General features: G+C 59.2%; 14 protein-coding genes. All 14 read left to right on the top strand.

Features of this window, described 5'->3' with window-relative positions; translation table 11 throughout:
- The first annotated feature begins 47 nt into the window (after positions 1-47).
- Entirely contained in the window at positions 48-3,791 is a 3,744-nt protein-coding gene (locus D0851_RS08150) for a nitrate reductase subunit alpha (RefSeq protein ID WP_117618191.1), read from the top strand.
- The gene (narH, locus tag D0851_RS08145) at positions 3,788-5,362 is read left to right on the top strand and encodes a nitrate reductase subunit beta (RefSeq protein ID WP_117618190.1); all 1,575 of its coding nucleotides are present in this window, start codon (positions 3,788-3,790) and stop codon (positions 5,360-5,362) included. Before D0851_RS08150 ends, narH begins: the two co-directional genes overlap by 4 nt.
- A gap of 10 nt (positions 5,363-5,372) precedes the next feature.
- Positions 5,373-6,113, top strand: coding sequence for a nitrate reductase molybdenum cofactor assembly chaperone (gene narJ / locus D0851_RS08140; protein ID WP_117618189.1), 741 nt, complete (start codon positions 5,373-5,375; stop codon positions 6,111-6,113).
- A 23-nt stretch (positions 6,114-6,136) separates the two neighbouring features.
- Positions 6,137-6,814 carry a respiratory nitrate reductase subunit gamma gene (gene narI / locus D0851_RS08135; protein ID WP_117620327.1) on the top strand — a complete coding sequence of 226 codons (678 nt, stop codon included), beginning with the start codon at positions 6,137-6,139 and terminating at the stop codon, positions 6,812-6,814.
- A 123-nt stretch (positions 6,815-6,937) separates the two neighbouring features.
- A complete protein-coding gene (locus D0851_RS08130; RefSeq protein ID WP_117618188.1) occupies positions 6,938-7,744 on the top strand; it encodes a peptidylprolyl isomerase in 807 nt (268 codons plus the stop codon).
- A 171-nt stretch (positions 7,745-7,915) separates the two neighbouring features.
- Positions 7,916-8,665: a Crp/Fnr family transcriptional regulator gene (locus tag D0851_RS08125; protein WP_117618187.1), complete on the top strand. Its 750-nt coding sequence runs from the start codon at positions 7,916-7,918 to the stop codon at positions 8,663-8,665.
- Positions 8,666-8,708: 43 nt separating this feature from the next.
- Positions 8,709-9,095: a putative zinc-binding protein gene (locus D0851_RS08120; RefSeq protein WP_117618186.1), complete on the top strand. Its 387-nt coding sequence runs from the start codon at positions 8,709-8,711 to the stop codon at positions 9,093-9,095.
- A 35-nt stretch (positions 9,096-9,130) separates the two neighbouring features.
- The gene (locus D0851_RS08115) at positions 9,131-9,532 is read left to right on the top strand and encodes a ribonucleotide reductase subunit alpha (protein WP_117618185.1); all 402 of its coding nucleotides are present in this window, start codon (positions 9,131-9,133) and stop codon (positions 9,530-9,532) included.
- A gap of 148 nt (positions 9,533-9,680) precedes the next feature.
- Entirely contained in the window at positions 9,681-11,789 is a 2,109-nt protein-coding gene (gene nosR, locus D0851_RS08110) for a transcriptional regulator NosR (RefSeq protein ID WP_413773554.1), read from the top strand.
- Between the two features lie 65 nt (positions 11,790-11,854).
- Positions 11,855-13,750, top strand: coding sequence for a TAT-dependent nitrous-oxide reductase (gene nosZ, locus D0851_RS08105; RefSeq protein ID WP_117618183.1), 1,896 nt, complete (start codon positions 11,855-11,857; stop codon positions 13,748-13,750).
- A gap of 224 nt (positions 13,751-13,974) precedes the next feature.
- On the top strand, positions 13,975-15,243 hold the full coding sequence (locus D0851_RS08100) for a nitrous oxide reductase family maturation protein NosD (protein WP_117618182.1): 1,269 nt from the start codon (positions 13,975-13,977) through the stop codon (positions 15,241-15,243).
- Positions 15,240-16,172 (top strand): ATP-binding cassette domain-containing protein, encoded by a 933-nt coding sequence (locus tag D0851_RS08095; RefSeq protein ID WP_117618181.1) that lies wholly within the window; start codon positions 15,240-15,242, stop codon positions 16,170-16,172. Before D0851_RS08100 ends, D0851_RS08095 begins: the two co-directional genes overlap by 4 nt.
- Positions 16,169-16,999, top strand: coding sequence for an ABC transporter permease (locus D0851_RS08090; RefSeq protein ID WP_117618180.1), 831 nt, complete (start codon positions 16,169-16,171; stop codon positions 16,997-16,999). Before D0851_RS08095 ends, D0851_RS08090 begins: the two co-directional genes overlap by 4 nt.
- Positions 17,000-17,014: 15 nt before the next feature.
- On the top strand, positions 17,015-17,554 hold the full coding sequence (locus tag D0851_RS08085) for a nitrous oxide reductase accessory protein NosL (RefSeq protein WP_117618179.1): 540 nt from the start codon (positions 17,015-17,017) through the stop codon (positions 17,552-17,554).
- Positions 17,555-17,598: the final 44 nt, after the last annotated feature.

Raw genomic sequence — 17,598 nt, 5'->3', positions numbered from 1 at the left:
TGAATCAGAGCAGCGATCCGGCAGACGGGCAGATGGAGAGAGAGACCATGAGTCATTTGATCGACAAACTGAACTACTTCAGGAAGAAGCGCGAGCCGTTCGCGAACGGCCACGGCGAAACCCACGACGTCAGCCGCGAGTGGGAAGACAGCTACCGCCAGCGCTGGCAGCATGACAAGATCGTGCGTTCCACCCACGGCGTTAACTGTACCGGCTCCTGCAGCTGGAAAATCTACGTCAAGAATGGCCTGGTCACCTGGGAGACCCAGCAGACCGACTACCCCCGCACCCGCCCGGATCTGCCCAATCACGAGCCCCGCGGCTGCCCCCGGGGCGCCAGCTACTCCTGGTACATGTACAGCGCCAACCGCCTGAAGTACCCGTTAATGCGCAAGCACCTGATGAAGCTCTGGCGTGCGGCGAAAATGCAACATAACGACCCTGTCGAAGCCTGGGCTTCCATTGTCGAAGACTCGAAAAAAACCGCTGAGTACAAGCCCCGCCGAGGCATGGGCGGCTTTGTGCGTTCGAGCTGGGATGAGGTCAACGAGCTGATTGGCGCCTCCAACGTCTACACCGCCAAAAAGCATGGCCCGGACCGCATCATCGGTTTCTCTCCGATTCCGGCCATGTCCATGGTGTCCTACGCCGCTGGCAGCCGCTACCTGTCCATGATTGGCGGCGTCTGCATGAGCTTCTATGACTGGTACTGCGACCTGCCGCCGGCCTCGCCGCAAACCTGGGGTGAGCAGACCGACGTGCCGGAATCCGCCGACTGGTACAACTCCGGCTACATCATCGCCTGGGGCTCCAACGTGCCCCAGACCCGGACGCCGGATGCCCACTTCTTCACCGAGGTGCGTTACAAGGGCACCAAGACCGTGGCCATCACCCCGGACTACGCCGAGGTCTCCAAGCTGTCCGACGAGTGGATGAACCCCAAGCAGGGCACCGACGCCGCGCTCGGTATGGCCATGGGCCACGTGATCCTGAAGGAATTTCACGTCGACAAGCCAAGCGAATACTTCACCGACTACGTGCGCCGCTACACCGACATGCCTTACCTGGTCATGCTGGACGAGAAGGACGATGGCAGCTTCGTGCCGGGCCGGTTTCTGCGCGCCAGCGATCTGGTGGATGGCCTGGGTGAAGCGAACAACCCCGAGTGGAAAACCATCGCCATTGATGAGGCGTCCGGTGAGCTGACCGCGCCGAATGGCTCGATCGGCTACCGCTGGGGTGAGAAGGGCAAATGGAACCTCAAGCAGACCGCCAACAGCGCCGACGTAAACCTGCAGCTGTCCATGGTGGAGAAACACGACGACGTCGTCGATGTGGCCTTCCCCTACTTCGGCGGCATCGAGCATGACCATTTCCAGCATGTTGAAATCAAGGACATCCTCAAGCACAAGCTGGGTACCCGCAAGGTGCAGCTGGCTGATGGAACCGAGGGTCGCGTGGTCACCGTCTACGACCTGATGGTGGCCAACTACGGCATCAGCCGTGGCCTGGGCGAGGATGACGGCGCCACCTCCTATGACGAAGTGAAGCCCTACACCCCGGCCTGGCAGGAAAAGATCACCGGCGTGCCTGCCGAAAAAGTGATTCGCATTGCCCGTGAGTTCGCCGACAACGCCGACAAGACCAAGGGCCGTTCCATGGTCATCGTCGGTGCCGGTATGAACCACTGGTACCACATGGACATGAACTACCGTGGCCTGATCAACATGCTGATCATGTGTGGCTGTATCGGCCAGAGCGGTGGCGGCTGGGCGCACTATGTTGGCCAGGAGAAACTGCGGCCGCAGACCGGCTGGCAGCCGCTGGCCTTTGGTCTGGACTGGCAGCGCCCGCCCCGGCACATGAACTCCACTTCCTTCTTCTACGCCCACTCCGGTCAGTGGCGTTACGAGAAGCTGGGTGTTGACGAAATCCTGTCGCCGCTGGCCGACAAGTCCAGATTCGGTGGCAGCCTGATCGACTACAACGTGCGCGCCGAGCGCATGGGCTGGCTGCCGTCTGCACCGCAGCTGAACCGCAACCCGCTGGGCATTGCCGCCGAAGCGGAAAAAGCCGGCATGGAAGTGTCGGATTACGTGGCCCAGTCCATGAAGGATGGCTCCCTGGCCTTTGCCAGTGAGGATCCGGAAGCACCCCAGAACCACCCGCGCAACATGTTCATCTGGCGCTCCAACCTGCTGGGCTCCTCCGGCAAGGGCCACGAGTACATGCTGAAGTACCTGCTGGGCACCAAGAGTGGCCTGCAGGGCAAGGATCTCGGCCACGAAGGCGGCGCCAAGCCGAAAGAGGTCAAATGGCATGACGAGGCGCCCGAGGGCAAGCTCGACCTGCTGGTGACCCTGGATTTCAGGATGTCCACCACCTGTCTGTATTCCGACATCGTGCTGCCGACGGCCACCTGGTACGAGAAGAACGACCTGAATACCTCAGACATGCACCCGTTCATTCACCCGCTCACCGCAGCCACTGATCCGGCCTGGGAAGCTCGCAGTGACTGGGAAATCTACAAGGGCATTGCCAAGGCCTTCTCCAAAGCGACCGAAGGTCATCTGGGCGTCGAGAAAGACGTGGTTACCCTGCCGCTGCTGCACGACGCGCCTGCGGAACTGGGCCAGCCCTTTGACGTGAAGGACTGGAAGCGGGGTGAGTGCGATCTGATCCCGGGCAAGACTGCACCCAACTTCATCACCGTTGAGCGGGATTACCCGAACACCTACGCACGCTTTACCTCCCTTGGGCCGTTGATGGACAAGCTGGGTAACGGTGGCAAGGGCATCAACTGGAACACCGAGAAAGAAGTGAAGTTCCTGGGTGACCTGAACTACAAGCATGTGGAAGGTGCCAACGCTGGCCGTCCGAAGATCGAAAGCGCCATTGATGCCGCGGAAGTGATCCTGACCCTGGCGCCGGAAACCAACGGCCAGGTGGCGGTGAAAGCCTGGGCTGCGCTGTCTGAGATGACCGGCCTGGACCACACCCATCTGGCGAAGAACAAGGAAGAGGAAAAAATCCGCTTCCGGGACATCGTGGCGCAGCCGCGCAAGATCATCTCCAGCCCCACCTGGTCTGGCCTGGAAGATGAACACGTGTCCTACAACGCCGGCTACACCAACGTCCACGAGCTGATCCCCTGGCGCACCCTGACCGGCCGTCAGCAGTTCTACCAGGACCACGAGTGGATGCGGGCCTTCGGCGAGAGCCTGTTGGTCTACCGTCCGCCCATTAACACCAAGACGGTCAGCAGTATGTTGAACCAGCGCAGTAACGGCAACGCCGAGAAAGCGCTGAACTGGATCACGCCGCACCAGAAGTGGGGTATCCACAGCACCTACAGCGACAACCTGCTGATGCTGACCCTCTCCCGCGGTGGCCCGATCGTGTGGCTGAGCGAGGACGATGCGAAGGAACTGAACATCGAGGATAACGACTGGATCGAGCTGTTCAACGCCAACGGCGCCATTGCGGCCCGGGCTGTGGTCAGCCAGCGGGTGATGCCGGGCATGGTGATGATGTATCACGCCCAGGAGCGGATTGTGAACATTCCGGGCTCGGAGATCACCGGTACCCGGGGCGGCATCCACAACTCGGTCACCCGGGTGTGTCCGAAGCCGACCCATATGATCGGCGGTTACGCCCAGTACTCCTACGGCTTCAACTACTACGGCACCGTAGGCTCGAACCGCGACGAATTCGTGGTGGTGCGCAAGATGCACAACGTCGACTGGCTCGACGGTGAAGGCAATGACACTGTTCAGGAGGCTGTAAAATGAAAATCCGTTCCCAAGTCGGCATGGTGCTGAACCTGGACAAGTGCATTGGTTGCCACACCTGTTCAGTCACCTGCAAAAACGTATGGACCAGCCGGGAAGGCATGGAGTACGCCTGGTTTAACAACGTCGAAACCAAGCCCGGTATCGGCTACCCGAAAGAGTGGGAGAACCAGGACAAGTGGAAAGGCGGCTGGATGCGCGACAGCTCCGGCAAGATCCGCCCGAAGATCGGTGGCCGCTTCCGGGTGCTGGCAAACATCTTCGCCAATCCGGACCTGCCGGAAATTGACGACTACTACGAGCCGTTCGATTTCGATTACCAGCACCTGCACACCGCGGGCGACAGCAAACACCAGCCGATAGCCCGGCCCCGATCGCTGATCTCCGGTCAGCGCATGCAGAAAATCGAGTGGGGCCCGAACTGGGAAGAAATCCTGGGTACCGAGTTCGCCAAGCGCCGCAAGGACAAGAACTTTGACCAGGTCCAGGCAGACATCTACGGCCAGTTCGAAAACACCTTCATGATGTACCTGCCGCGCCTGTGCGAGCACTGCCTGAACCCGGCCTGTGTTGCCAGCTGCCCAAGTGGTGCCATCTACAAGCGGGAAGAGGACGGCATCGTCCTGATCGACCAGGACAAGTGCCGCGGCTGGCGGATGTGTGTCTCCGGTTGCCCGTACAAGAAGATCTACTTCAACTGGAAAACCGGCAAGTCCGAGAAGTGCATCTTCTGCTACCCGCGTATCGAAGCCGGTATGCCGACCGTGTGTTCCGAGACCTGCGTAGGCCGTATCCGTTACCTGGGCGTGCTGCTGTACGATGCCGACCGCATCGAGGAAGTGGCCAGCGCCCCGGGCGAGCACGAGTTGTACGAAAAGCAGCTGGAAATCTTCCTGGACCCGTTCGATCCGGAAGTGATCAAGCAGGCGAAGAAAGACGGCATCCCCATGAACGTGATCGAAGCGGCCCAGCAGAGCCCGGTCTACAAGATGGCGGTGGACTGGAAGCTGGCCCTGCCGCTGCACCCGGAATACCGCACCCTGCCCATGGTCTGGTACGTGCCGCCCCTGAGCCCGATCCAGTCAGCCGCGGAAGCCGGCAAGGTCGAGTTTGACGGCGTATTACCGAAGATCGAAAGCCTGCGGATTCCGGTTAAGTACCTGGCTAACCTGCTCACCGCCGGTGACGAGAAGCCGATCGTCCGGGCCCTCAAGCGGATCATGGCCATGCGCCTGTACAAGCGGGCAGAAACCGTGGACGGCAAGGAAGACCTGCGCGCCCTGGAGGAAGCGGGACTGACCAAGGCCCAGGCCGATGAAATGTACCGCTACCTGGCGATTGCCAACTACGAGGACCGCTTCGTGATCCCCACCAGCCACCGCGAGCTGGCCAAAGAGGCCTTCCCGGATGCCACCGCCTACGGCGAGCGCAATGGCTGCGGCTTCAGCTTCGGCGACGGCTGCAACGGTGACAGCGAATTCAACATGTTCGGTGGCCGCAAGCAGACCACCAGCATGGTCCAGAAGCTGACAACCGTGAAACAGATCGATCCGAAGCAGCTGCAGGAATAAGGAGGCCGAGATGCAACTTTTAAAAGTAATGGCACGGGTTCTTGAGTACCCCACCGAAGAGCTCCAGGCCTCCAGAGACGCCCTGGTGGCCGCTGTCCTTGAGGACAGCCGGCTGCCCCGGCAGAACAAGGAGCAACTGCTCCGTTGCGTGGAAATGCTGTGCGACGGCGACCTGCTGGATCTGCAGGAGGCCTACGTGGGCACCTTCGACAAGGGGCGGGCAACGTCCCTGCTGCTGTTCGAACACGTGCACGGCGAATCCCGCGACCGTGGCCAGGCCATGGTGGACCTGATGGAGCAATACCGCACCAATGGTCTGGAGATCGACGCCAGGGAACTGCCGGACTACCTGCCGTTGTTCCTGGAGTACCTCTCCACCCGCCCTTGGGATGAAATCCGCAACTGGCTGGAGGACATCCACCACATCCTGGGCTTGCTGGGTGAGCGCCTGTATCAACGTGAGAGCTTCTATCACGTGGTGATGGATTCCCTGCTGATGCTGTCTGGCCGCAAGGCCAACCGCCAGGAGCTGGCCCGGATCGTGGCCTCGGAAGAGCGTGACGACACCCCGGAAGCCCTGGATAAAGTCTGGGAAGAGGAAATGGTGAAGTTCGTCGATGACCAGGGCGGTTCCTGCAGCACTGGCGGCGTTGTAGGCCAGCGCCGCCGCGAACTGGAACAGACCCAGACCATTCACCTGAGTGATCAGCTGATGACGGATGCCATACCCCGTCAGGCAGGGCGCGCCTGAGGGCGCAGGAGGAAACGAAAATGATGTCCTATCTGAATACACTGATTTTCGGGATTTACCCGTACATCGCCCTGGCTGTGCTTGTTATCGGTACCTGGGCGCGTTATGACCAGGGCCAGTTTACCTGGAGAGCCCAGTCCAGCCAGATGCTGCGCAAGAAAAATATGGTAATCGCCAGCGTGCTGTTCCATGTTGGCGTACTGGTGATCTTCTTCGGCCACCTTGTGGGCCTGCTCACCCCGCACTGGGCCTACGAGTGGATCATCACCCCGGGCCAGAAGCAGGTTATGGCCATTGTGGTCGGCGGCATCGCTGGCGTCATGGCCATCATCGGTGGTGGCATGCTGGCCTGGCGCCGGCTGACCGACCCCCGTGTGAAGGCCAGCAGCTCATTCGCGGACAACATGATCATCGTAATCCTGATCATCCAGCTGGCGCTCGGCCTGCTGACCATCCTGCCCACCCTGGGCCACCTGGATGGCAGCACCATGCTCAAGTTCTCCGCCTGGGCCCAGGGCATCTTCACGCTGCAGGGCGGCGTGGCGGACTACATTGCCGACGTGCACTGGATCTACAAGACCCACATCTTCCTGGGCCTGACCATCTTCGTGCTGTTCCCGTTCACCCGCCTGGTGCACATGCTGAGCGTGCCGGTGGAGTATTTCGGACGCAAGTACCAGGTGGTGCGCAAGCGGGCCTGAAGTACTGAAAACGGGGTCAGATGAAGGCGTTCCAAACCTGGGGTCAGATGAACGCCTTCATCTGACCCCAACTTCACTAGCGGAACGCCTTCATCTGACCCCAACTTCACTGAGGTTAACACCATGCAACTGATCCCCGTCGGCGAAGCCGAAAAACCCAGAAACCAGTTCCCGCCGGTGACCGTGGGTGAAACCCTCATCGGCGAAGACGACATTGCCCGGGAAATGCAGCACCATCCGGCCGAAGACGTCGCCGAAGCCTGGCATGCAGCCGCCAGGAGCCTCGTCATCCGCGAACTCCTGCTGCAACAGGCCGGCCGGCTCAAGCTCGGCGACATCGCCGACGAGGAAGACCGCATCGCCCGCGTGCTGGAACTGGAACTCAACGTCCCGGACCCCACTGAACAGGACTGCGAACGCTTTTACGCCGCCAACCCGGCCCGCTTCTGCAGCCCGACCCTGATGGCCGTCAGCCACATCCTCCTCGCCGCCGCCCCGGACGATGTTCAGGAACGCATCCGCCAGGAAGAAGCCGGCCACCAACTGCTGTCATCACTCATCGACGGCCGTTCCCAGTTCGCCGATCTGGCCAAACAATACTCCGCCTGCGAATCCCGCCACCAGGGCGGCAGCCTCGGCCAGATCAGCAAAGGCCAGACGGTGGAAGAATTCGAACGCCCCGTCCTGTCCCTCCAGGAAGGCCTCAACCCCGAACTGATCGAAACCCGCTACGGCTGGCACATCGTCCGCGTCGACCAACGCATCGACGGCGAGCAACTGCCCTATGAGCACGTGAAGCCCCAGATCCGGCAGTACCTGAGCGAAAGCGTGACCAGAAGAGCGTTCCGCCAGTACCTGCAGGTTCTGGCTGCTGAAACTGGTGTAGAAGGTGTCGATCTGGAACTTCCAGACTCTCCCCTGATGCAGTAGAAGGCGCGCGCCCAAACGCCAAGCTGGCTAAAAATGAAAATCTTTGAGTTAGATCAATTACTCCCGAATAATCCCCCTATTACCCCCATGGGGGGAGCGATTTTTAACCAGTATCCCTCTACTATTAAAAATATAATTTTGGATGCATTAACATGCAGAGGGGATACATCAATGGCACTTTCACAAACTGCCGAAACCCGCCACACTAAACCCGTCCTGGTCGCCGTGAACAAACCCTTTGACGACGAGGGTGGCCTGAAGGTCTTACGCAGTCATCCAATGTTCTCGGAACTCAGTGGCAAGGATCTGCAGCAGCTGATCCAGCAGTCCCGAAGACTACGCCTGGGGCATCATCAGTTACTGTATCGCCAGGACATGCCGGCCCATCACTTTTTCTTCGTCATCTCCGGCCGCCTGCGCCTGTACCGCCTGGACTCCTCGGGGATCGACCGCACCCTCGACAGCATCGCCCCTGGCGACAGCATCGCCGAAGTCATGATCTACGCCGACCCGCCCCGGTACGCCTGTTACGCCGAAGCCCTTAAATCCAGCGAAGTGCTGATGATTCCCATACATGCCTACCAGGACCTGCTTGAGAGCAACCTCCAGTATGCCCGGGCAGCCCTCCGCCATTATGCCAAGCGGGCTGTCTCCCGGTTCCACGACCTGGAAATCATGACGGTCCAGAGCGCCCGTGACCGGCTGATCCGTTACCTGATTGATCTGTTGCCAAACGGCCCGGAAGAGGGCGGTGAGGTAGAGTTGCCATTGCCCAAATGCCTGGTTGCTTCCAGGCTGGCCATGCAGCCGGAGACCTTCTCCCGGATTCTGGCCGATCTGAAATCCAACGGACTGGTGCGGGTTAACCGCAGCCGACTGTTCATTTCAGATCCTCAACGACTGATCGAAATCAGCCAGTAACCGACCCTGTTCAAGCCTCCCGGCTCTTTGAAAAGGAGGACAAGTGACTGCAAGAAAGCAACGCCCGCTGATTTACTCCTGCTCTGGCTGCTCCGATGTGGCGCAGCTGGCCAACAATGCGGCAGTGCGGCTCGACCACGCCGGCGAATTTGAAATGTCGTGTATTTCCGGAGTGGGCGGCAAGGTGCCCTCGCTGGTGAAAACCGCCAGATCCGGTCGCCCGATCACCGTGATCGACGGTTGCCCGCTGCACTGTGCCCGCGCCTGTCTCGAAAACATCGGCGTTGAACCTGATGAGCATATGCGGCTCTACGAGTTTGGCTTCAAAAAGCACTACGGCCAGAGTTACGGCGACGACGCCGTGGAAGAAGTGTGTGAAGAAGTTCGCAGGCTCGCCTCGTCCGACCAGCTAATTGCCCGCCAGGCGTAAATCGCCGTGGCTCGATACCAGCAAGGATTTTCCAAATGATCAGCAGTTACAGTGATCTGATTCAGGCGTCCCGCAACCAACAGGAGGCCCAGCGCCTGTTATTCGTGTTTTGCCGGGCCGAACTGCCCGACGATGCCTGTGCTGAAGAAAAGGCCGCGTTTGAACGCGGTGAGGGCGGTGCCCTGACACCGGTCATCTGTGTTGACAAGACGCCGGAGGAAGCGCCCGATTTTGGGGCCCTTGCCGAAGAGTCCAGGGCCACTGGCCAGGCCTGGGATGTGGTGTTCATCGCTGCCATGTCTGGCCGTGGCGGCATGGCGCCGTCTACCGACGAAGCACAGCAGCCGCTGACCATGATGGTGGAGTCGATTCGCCTGGGCCATATTGGGAATTACCTTCCCCTTGATCCACGGGGAAACGCTGTCAGCCTGGGCTGACAGCGTGTAACCGCCTATTCCATTGTTTGGCGTATCCAAAAAGAGGTATGTGATTTTCCTCTAATTTGTCTAGGCTTATGTAGTACAGACGTTCTGTGTCATGGAGCCTTCAGTGACCGTTTTTTCCCGCTTTGTTTTTCCTGTGTTCATGTCGATCATGGCTATGGCCCTGAATGCAGCGCCTGTGACTGAGTACGACCCCGTTGCCGGTCGCCAGGTCATCCAGAAGGCGTTTCCGACGGTCACTACCGTGGTCCCGCGGGAGGACAACCGTGCCATCCAGGAACTCTATGCCGGAGACGAGCTGAAAGGCTACGCTTACCAGAGTCTCGACTTCATCCAGACACCGGCCTATTCCGGCAAGCCGCTGAATATTGTGGTGGTCCTGGATACGGACGGGAAAATCGTGAGCTCACGTGTTATCGAGCATCATGAACCGATTCTGCTTGTCGGTATTCCCGAGAGCAAACTCCATGACTTTACCGACCAGTACGTGGGGCTGGCGGCGGACCAGAGGGTGACGGTCGGCGGTACAACTTCAGAGCATAAGGTGGCCGTGGACGGTTTGTCCGGTGCCACGGTAACCGTCATGGTGGTGAATGAGGTCATCATGAAATCGGCCCACCGTGTTGGCGCCGAACTGGGGCTTGTCCAGAGCCTGAGCGATGACCGCCCGCCAGCCGCGAGTGTTCAGACCGACAGCTTTCAGGAAAAAGGCTGGCAGGCACTCACCGACGAAGGTTCCGTGCGCCGGCTGAAGCTGACCCGTGGCCAGGCGGATGACGCCTTCAAGGGCACGGATGCGGAGGGGATCGACACAACACCGCCGAAACAGCGCGGCAAGCCCCTGATTGATCTGTACATCGCCTATCTGGATGTGCCAACCATCGGCCGTAACCTGTTGGGCGAGAGCCAGTTCCAGTGGCTGACTTCGGAGCTTAAGGAGGGCGAACATGCCATCGCCGTGATGGCCAATGGCGAATACTCGTTCAAGGGTTCCGGTTATGTTCGTGGCGGTATCTTCGACCGCATCCAGATCCGCCAGTTCGGTGATACTTTCAACTTCCGTGACCTGGATTTTTACCGGTTGAGCGACGTTTACGCTGAGGGCATGCCGGACTTCAAAGAGATGGCGATCTTCATTATCCGGCAGCAATATAAATTTGATCCGGGCTCTGAATGGACCCTGGAGCTTACCGTCAAACGCCAGACCGGTCCGCTGGACAGCGAGTTCCAGGTATTTCCGCTTACTTACCAGCTGCCGGATCAGTACTACACCCGCCCGGAACCGGTAATGACCGAAGAGGACATGCTGGCGGACCAGCCCATGTGGGTGCAGATGTGGCACCAGCGGGAGTTCCAGATTGTGGTGCTCGGTATTGGCATCGGTGTGCTGCTGTTCATTCTGTTTTTCCAGGACTGGCTGGTGCAGAAGCCGAGGATGCTGCGCTGGATCCGCCATGCCTTCCTGACCTACACCCTGTTCTTCATCGGCTGGTACGCCCTGGGGCAGCTCTCCATCGTGAATGTGCTGACCTTTGTGAACAGCCTGATCAGCGGCTTCAGTTGGGAAACCTTCCTGATCGATCCGATGCTGTTTGTACTCTGGGCGGTGGTGGCCGGCATCATCCTGCTCTGGGGTCGGGCGGTTTACTGTGGCTGGCTGTGCCCGTTCGGGGCCCTGCAGGAGTTACTGAACGAGATTGCCCGCAAGCTCAGGGTGCCCCAGTACAGCGTGCCCTTTGCCTGGCATGAACGGCTGTGGGCCATCAAATACATCATTCTGCTGGTGCTGTTCGGGGTGTCGCTGGACTCCATGGCCACCGCCGAGCGCCTGGCCGAGGTGGAACCCTTCAAAACTGCGATCACCCTCAAGTTCGACCGCAGTTGGCCCTTTGTCACCTACGCCGTCCTGTTGCTGGTGGTCAATCTGTTCACCCGCAAGGCCTTTTGCCGGTATCTGTGCCCCCTGGGCGCGGCGCTGGCATTGCCCACCAAGCTGCGGGTGTTTGACTGGCTAAAGCGGCGCAAGGAATGCGGCAACCCCTGCCGGCTGTGTGATCACGAGTGTGAAGTTCAGGCCATTCACCCGGACGGGCACATTAACTACATGGAATGTCACTACTGCCTGGATTGCCAGATGACCTATTTCGATGACCACAAGTGCCCGCCGCTGATCGTCAAGCGTCGCGGCAAACGCCGGGGTCATAACGCGCCCGGCCATCCGGAGGAAATCCCGGTGGTTCAGGTGACCTGAGCAGTCGAAAAAAAAGAAAGCATGAGAAGTAAAAACCGCCATTATCAATAACGGAGTTGGATGTTATGAAAAAGAAAGATGATCTGACCAAGGCTACACCGGAGCTACCGGAAAGCGGCCAGAGCCGTCGCCGGTTTATGGGCGCAGCGGCACTGGCCGGCGTGGCCGGGGCAACCGGTCTTGGTACTGCAGTGATGAGCCGGGAATCGTTCGCGGCCGCCGCCGAAGAAGCGCGCAATAATTTCATTGTGCACCCGGGCGAACTGGACGAGTACTACGGTTTCTGGAGTGGTGGCCACTCCGGTGAGGTGCGCGTACTGGGCGTTCCCTCCATGCGGGAACTCATGCGCATCCCTGTCTTCAACGTGGATTCTGCGACAGGCTGGGGCATCAGCAACGAGAGCAAGGACGTACTGGGCCATGACAATACCCACCTGAACGGTGGCGCCCACCACCCGCATATTTCCATGACCGATGGCCGTTACGATGGCAAGTATCTGTTCATCAATGACAAGGCCAATACCCGGGTGGCCCGGATCCGCCTGGACATCATGAAGTGTGACAAGATCACCACCATTCCCAACGTCCAGGCCATTCATGGTCTGCGGTTGCAGAAGGTGCCCAAAACCAGGTACGTGTTCTGCAACGCGGAGTACGTGATCCCGCACCCGAACGACGGCAGCGATACCAGCCTTGAAAACAGCTTTACCATGTTCAATGCGGTGGACGCGGAGACCATGGAAGTGGCCTTCCAGGTGATTGTGGACGGCAACCTGGACAACACCGATGCGGACTACACCGGCAAATACGCCTGCGCTACCTGTTACAACTCCGAGAAAGCCCTGGATCTTGCCGGCACCATGCGTAATGACCGCGACTGGGCAGTAGTATTCAATATTGAGCGTATTGAAAAAGCCGTCAAAAATGGCGACTTCAAGACGCTGGGTGATTCTAAAGTGCCGGTGGTGGATGGTCGCCATGGCTCCGAGCTGACCCGTTACATCCCGGTTCCCAAGAACCCGCATGGCCTGAATACCTCCCCGGACGGCAAGTACTTTATTGCCAATGGCAAGCTGTCGCCAACGGTCACCATTATTTCGATCGAAAAGCTGGATGATCTGTTCGACGGAGCGATTGAGCCCCGTGATACCGTGGTGGCTGAGCCAGAGCTGGGTCTTGGGCCTCTGCACACCACCTACGACGGCCGGGGTAACGCCTACACCACGCTGTTTATCGACAGCCAGGTGTGCAAGTGGAATATTGCCGATGCGATCAAGCATTACAACGGCGAGGATGTGAACTACATCCGTCAGAAGCTGGATGTTCAATATCAGCCGGGCCATAACCACGCCTCACTGACCGAGTCCCGGGATGCGGATGGCAAGTGGCTGGTGGTGTTGTCGAAGTTCTCGAAGGACCGCTTCCTGCCGGTAGGGCCGCTGCACCCTGAAAATGACCAGCTGATTGATATTTCCGGTGAGGAAATGAAGCTGGTGCACGATGGCCCGACTTTTGCTGAGCCCCATGACTGCATCCTGGTGCGCCGTGACCAGATCAAGACGAAGAAGATCTATACCCGTGATGATCCGTTCTTCGCCTCGGCCCGTGAACAGGCAAAGAAGGATGGCATTACCCTGGAAGCCGACAACAAGGTTGTCCGTGACGGCAATAAAGTGCGTGTTTACATGACCTCTATTGCGCCGCAGTACGGGATGACGGAGTTCAAGGTGAAGCAGGGCGATGAGGTGACGGTGTACGTGACCAACCTGGACACCATTGAGGATGTGACGCACGGTTTCTGTATGGTGAACCATGGTGTGAGCATGGAGATCAGTCCGCAGCAGACGTCTTCGGTGACCTTTGTGGCGGATCGGCCGGGGGTTCACTGGTACTATTGCAACTGGTTCTGTCATGCGCTGCATATGGAGATGCGGGGTCGCATGCTTGTTGAGAAGGCCTGATCTTCTCTCCGCCGGGACTCCTTTATGAGGTTCCGGCTTTCCCTTCCACTTGGGAGAAGCAATCCAAGAGGAGGCTGCTTTCCAAAACACGCTCCTTCGGCACGTCCCTGTGACGCTTGGGCTCCGCCATCCATGGCTCCGCACAGTTTTGGAAAGCAGCCTCCTCTCGGATTGCCAGAGTTCTGGCAAGGCCCAAAGAAATTTCATCTCTCAGAGAGACATTGATGTACCAAATTTTGCGTTATGGAGTGGCCCTGACAGTCGCTCTTTTATCGCTGACCGCGAGCGCGGGCCTGCAAGAACAGCTTGATGCCCTGGAACCGGGCGCAACCTTTGAGCTTCCTCCTGAGCATGTTTCCTCTCTGGCTATTCGGGTGCCCGGGGTGACGGTGTCTTGCCATTCCGACACGGTGATTGACGGGGGCGGGCAGGGCAATGCTGTGGATATTGTCGCCGGGGAGGTGACGTTGTCCGGTTGTTCGGTGCGCAACTGGGGCCGGGATCTGAACGAGCTGGATGCGGGGATTTTTGTGGCTCGGGAGGCCCGGGGGGCGGTGGTTGAGAATAACCGTCTGCAGGGGCCGGCGTTTGGGGTGTGGCTGGATGCCACGCCGGATGTGACGGTTCGCAACAATACAATTCGTGGCGATGCCAGCATGCGTCCGAATGACCGGGGCAACGGGGTTCACTTGTTCAATACCACCGGGGCGCTGATTGAGGGGAACGACATCCGTCAGACCCGGGATGCGATCTATATTGAGACGGCGAATAACAATACGATCCGGGGCAATGAGATGTCGGATCTGCGTTATGGCATTCACTACATGTATTCGATGAATAACCTGCTGGAGAACAATGTCACCCGTGGCACGCGGACCGGTTACGCGCTGATGCAGAGCAAACGGCTGAGGGTGATCAATAACCGGTCGGTGAATGATGAGAACTACGGGATTCTGATGAACTTCATTACCCAGTCGGAGCTGCGGGGGAATGTGGTGACCGGGGTTTCCGAGGGCCGGACCGGTGGTGTGGTGATTGATGGCGCCGAGGGCAAGGCGGTGTTTATCTATAACTCCTTGTACAACACCTTTGCGGGCAATCTGTTTGCGGACAGCAACATCGGGATTCATCTGACCGCCGGTTCCGAGGATAACGAGGTGTTCGGGAATGCTTTTGTGAATAACCAGCGGCAGGTGAAGTATGTGGCCACTCGCACTCAGGAGTGGTCGAGGGACGGTAAGGGCAATTACTGGAGTGACTACCTGGGCTGGGATCGCAATCAGGATGGGATCGGGGATGTGGCCTATGAGCCCAATGACAATGTCGACCGGCTGCTGTGGAAGTATCCGGAGGCAAAGATCCTGATGTTCAGCCCGGCGGTGGATACCCTGCGCTGGGTGCAGGATGCCTTCCCGGTGGTGAAAGATGCCGGGGTTGCCGACTCTTTTCCGCTGATGCGACCTCCTGCCGATCTGAAACCGGAGATCCGATGAGCTGTTTTCGTCTTGAGAATGTGAGTTACCGGTACGACAAGAGTCCGGTGCTGAAGGGCATAGACCTGACACTGGAGCCGGGTGAAATCCTGGGGCTGTTTGGCCATAACGGGGCCGGTAAGACCACGTCCATCAAGCTCATTCTTGGGCTGATGCAGCCAACTCAGGGCAGGTTGTCGGTGCTCGGCGGTCACGCCGGTGATCCTCAGGTCACCCAGCACATCGGTTACCTGCCAGAGAATGTGATGTTCTACCCGCAGTTGACCGGTCGGGAGATTCTGAGCCATTTCGCGCGGCTGAAGGGAGCCTCACAGCGGCAGGTGCCTGAGCTGCTCAAACAGGTGGGTCTCGGCGATGCCATGGATGCCCGGACCAAGACCTACTCCAAGGGCATGCGCCAGCGTTTAGGGTTGGCCCAGGCGTTGTTGGGCAAGCCGAAGCTGCTGATGCTGGACGAGCCTACCGTGGGTCTGGATCCGGTGGCCACGGCAGACCTGTACCGGCTGCTCCGGGTGCTGCGGGATGAGGGTACGGGTATTGTGCTGTGTTCCCATGTTCTGCCCGGGGTCGAGCCTTACATCGACCGCGCTGCCATTCTCACGGAAGGTTCCTTGCAAGCGGCCGGAAATCTGGCGGCGCTGAGGCGGCAGGCAAATATGCCTGTGACCCTGTCGCTGGATCCCGCCAACAGTATTTCTGCGCTGGAGCAGGTCATCGACAGCGCTTCCAGCAACAGTGGCCTGATGATCAAGACCGATAACGGACGCCTGCAGGTGGATGTTCAACCGAGGGAGAAGATGGCCTTGCTGAAAGCGGTCATGGCCTCGGGCGAGGTGGCGGATATCAGCATCCATCAACCCAGCCTGGAAGATATTTACGTGCATTTCATCGGCTCTGGTGGCCTGGCCCACCGTGGAGGCAACCAATGAACAGCGTCTGGACCATTGCCCGTAAGGAACTCAGCGACAGCCTGCGAAACCGCTGGCTGATGGCCATTTCCCTGGTCTTTGCCACCCTGGCCCTGGGCATCGCCTGGTTCGGCGCCGCCGCTTCCGGCCACGTGGGCTATGCCTCCACGCCAGCCACCATTGCCAGTCTTGCCAGCCTCGGGATCTTCCTGATTCCCCTGATTGCGCTGCTACTGGCTTACGACGCCATCGTTGGGGAAGAAGAGGGCGGCACCCTGCTGTTACTGATGACCTACCCCCTCAGCCGCAGCCAGCTGTTGCTGGGCAAGTTCCTGGGCCACGGCCTGACCCTGGCCCTGGCCACCCTGATCGGCTTTGGCGTTGCCGGTGTGGCTATCGCCCTGCTGGTGGAGGACGTGGCCATTGCCAGTCTGGCCATCGCAATGGCCCGTTTTATCGCCTCCACCGTCCTGCTGGGCTGGGGCTTCATTGCACTTGCCTACGTGATCAGCGTCCGGGTCAGTGAAAAGTCCATCGCCGCTGGCCTGGCCCTGGCCATCTGGTTCTTCTTCGTGCTGATTTTCGATCTGATGTTGCTCGGCACCCTGGTGGCGAGCGAGGGCAAGTTCAGCGCCGAGCTGCTGCCCTGGCTGCTGATGCTGAACCCCACGGACATCTACCGTCTTCTCAACATTGTGGCCTTCGATGGCGCAGCGCAGCTCAGTGGTGTCCTCAGCCTGGGCGCCGACCTGCCCATCGGTGCTTCCGGCCTCTGGATCGGCCTGGTGCTGTGGTTTGCCATCCCGCTGGCGGGCGCCCTGTTGCTGTTCCGGAATCGTCGTATCTGAACGGAGGTGCCCCTGATGAACCGAATCAAACTGAACTGGCTTCTCGCCGCCCTGGCGGTTTTTACACTGGCTGCCTGCTCAGGCAGCGAAGAACAGACCACTGCCAAGCCTGCCCCGGTGCAGTTTGAAAGCGGCGACGAATGCCATGTCTGTGGCATGATCATCGAGGGCTTCCCCGGCCCCAAAGGCCAGGCTATCACCGAAAAAGACCAGCACGTCCGCAAGTTCTGCTCCACCAGGGACATGTTCGCCTGGATGCTACAGCCGGAAAACATCAACCGCGACCACACCCTCTACGTCCACGATATGGCCCAGACTGGCTGGCAAAGCCCGGACGACACCGCCCTGATCGACGCCAGGGCCGCATTCTACGTAGCCGGCTCCGATCGAACCGGTGCCATGGGCCCAACACTGGCCTCATTCGCTACCGAAAGCTCTGCCCATGAGTTCATGAGGGAATATGGCGGCCAGGTTCTGAAATACAGCGAAATCACCCTGGATCACCTTATAGATGGCGCTTCGACAGGGAAGATGAGTGACATGAAGGATATGTGAACCCGGGGTCAGATGAAAGCCTTCATCTGACCCCTTCTTTATGC

Origin of the sequence: Marinobacter sp. Arc7-DN-1, assembly GCF_003441595.1 — a bacterium.
GTDB classification, from domain to species: Bacteria; Pseudomonadota; Gammaproteobacteria; order Pseudomonadales; family Oleiphilaceae; genus Marinobacter; species Marinobacter metalliresistant.
The sequence above is the reverse complement of the archived record's forward strand: the minus strand, read 5'-3'. Positions and strand labels throughout refer to the sequence as shown.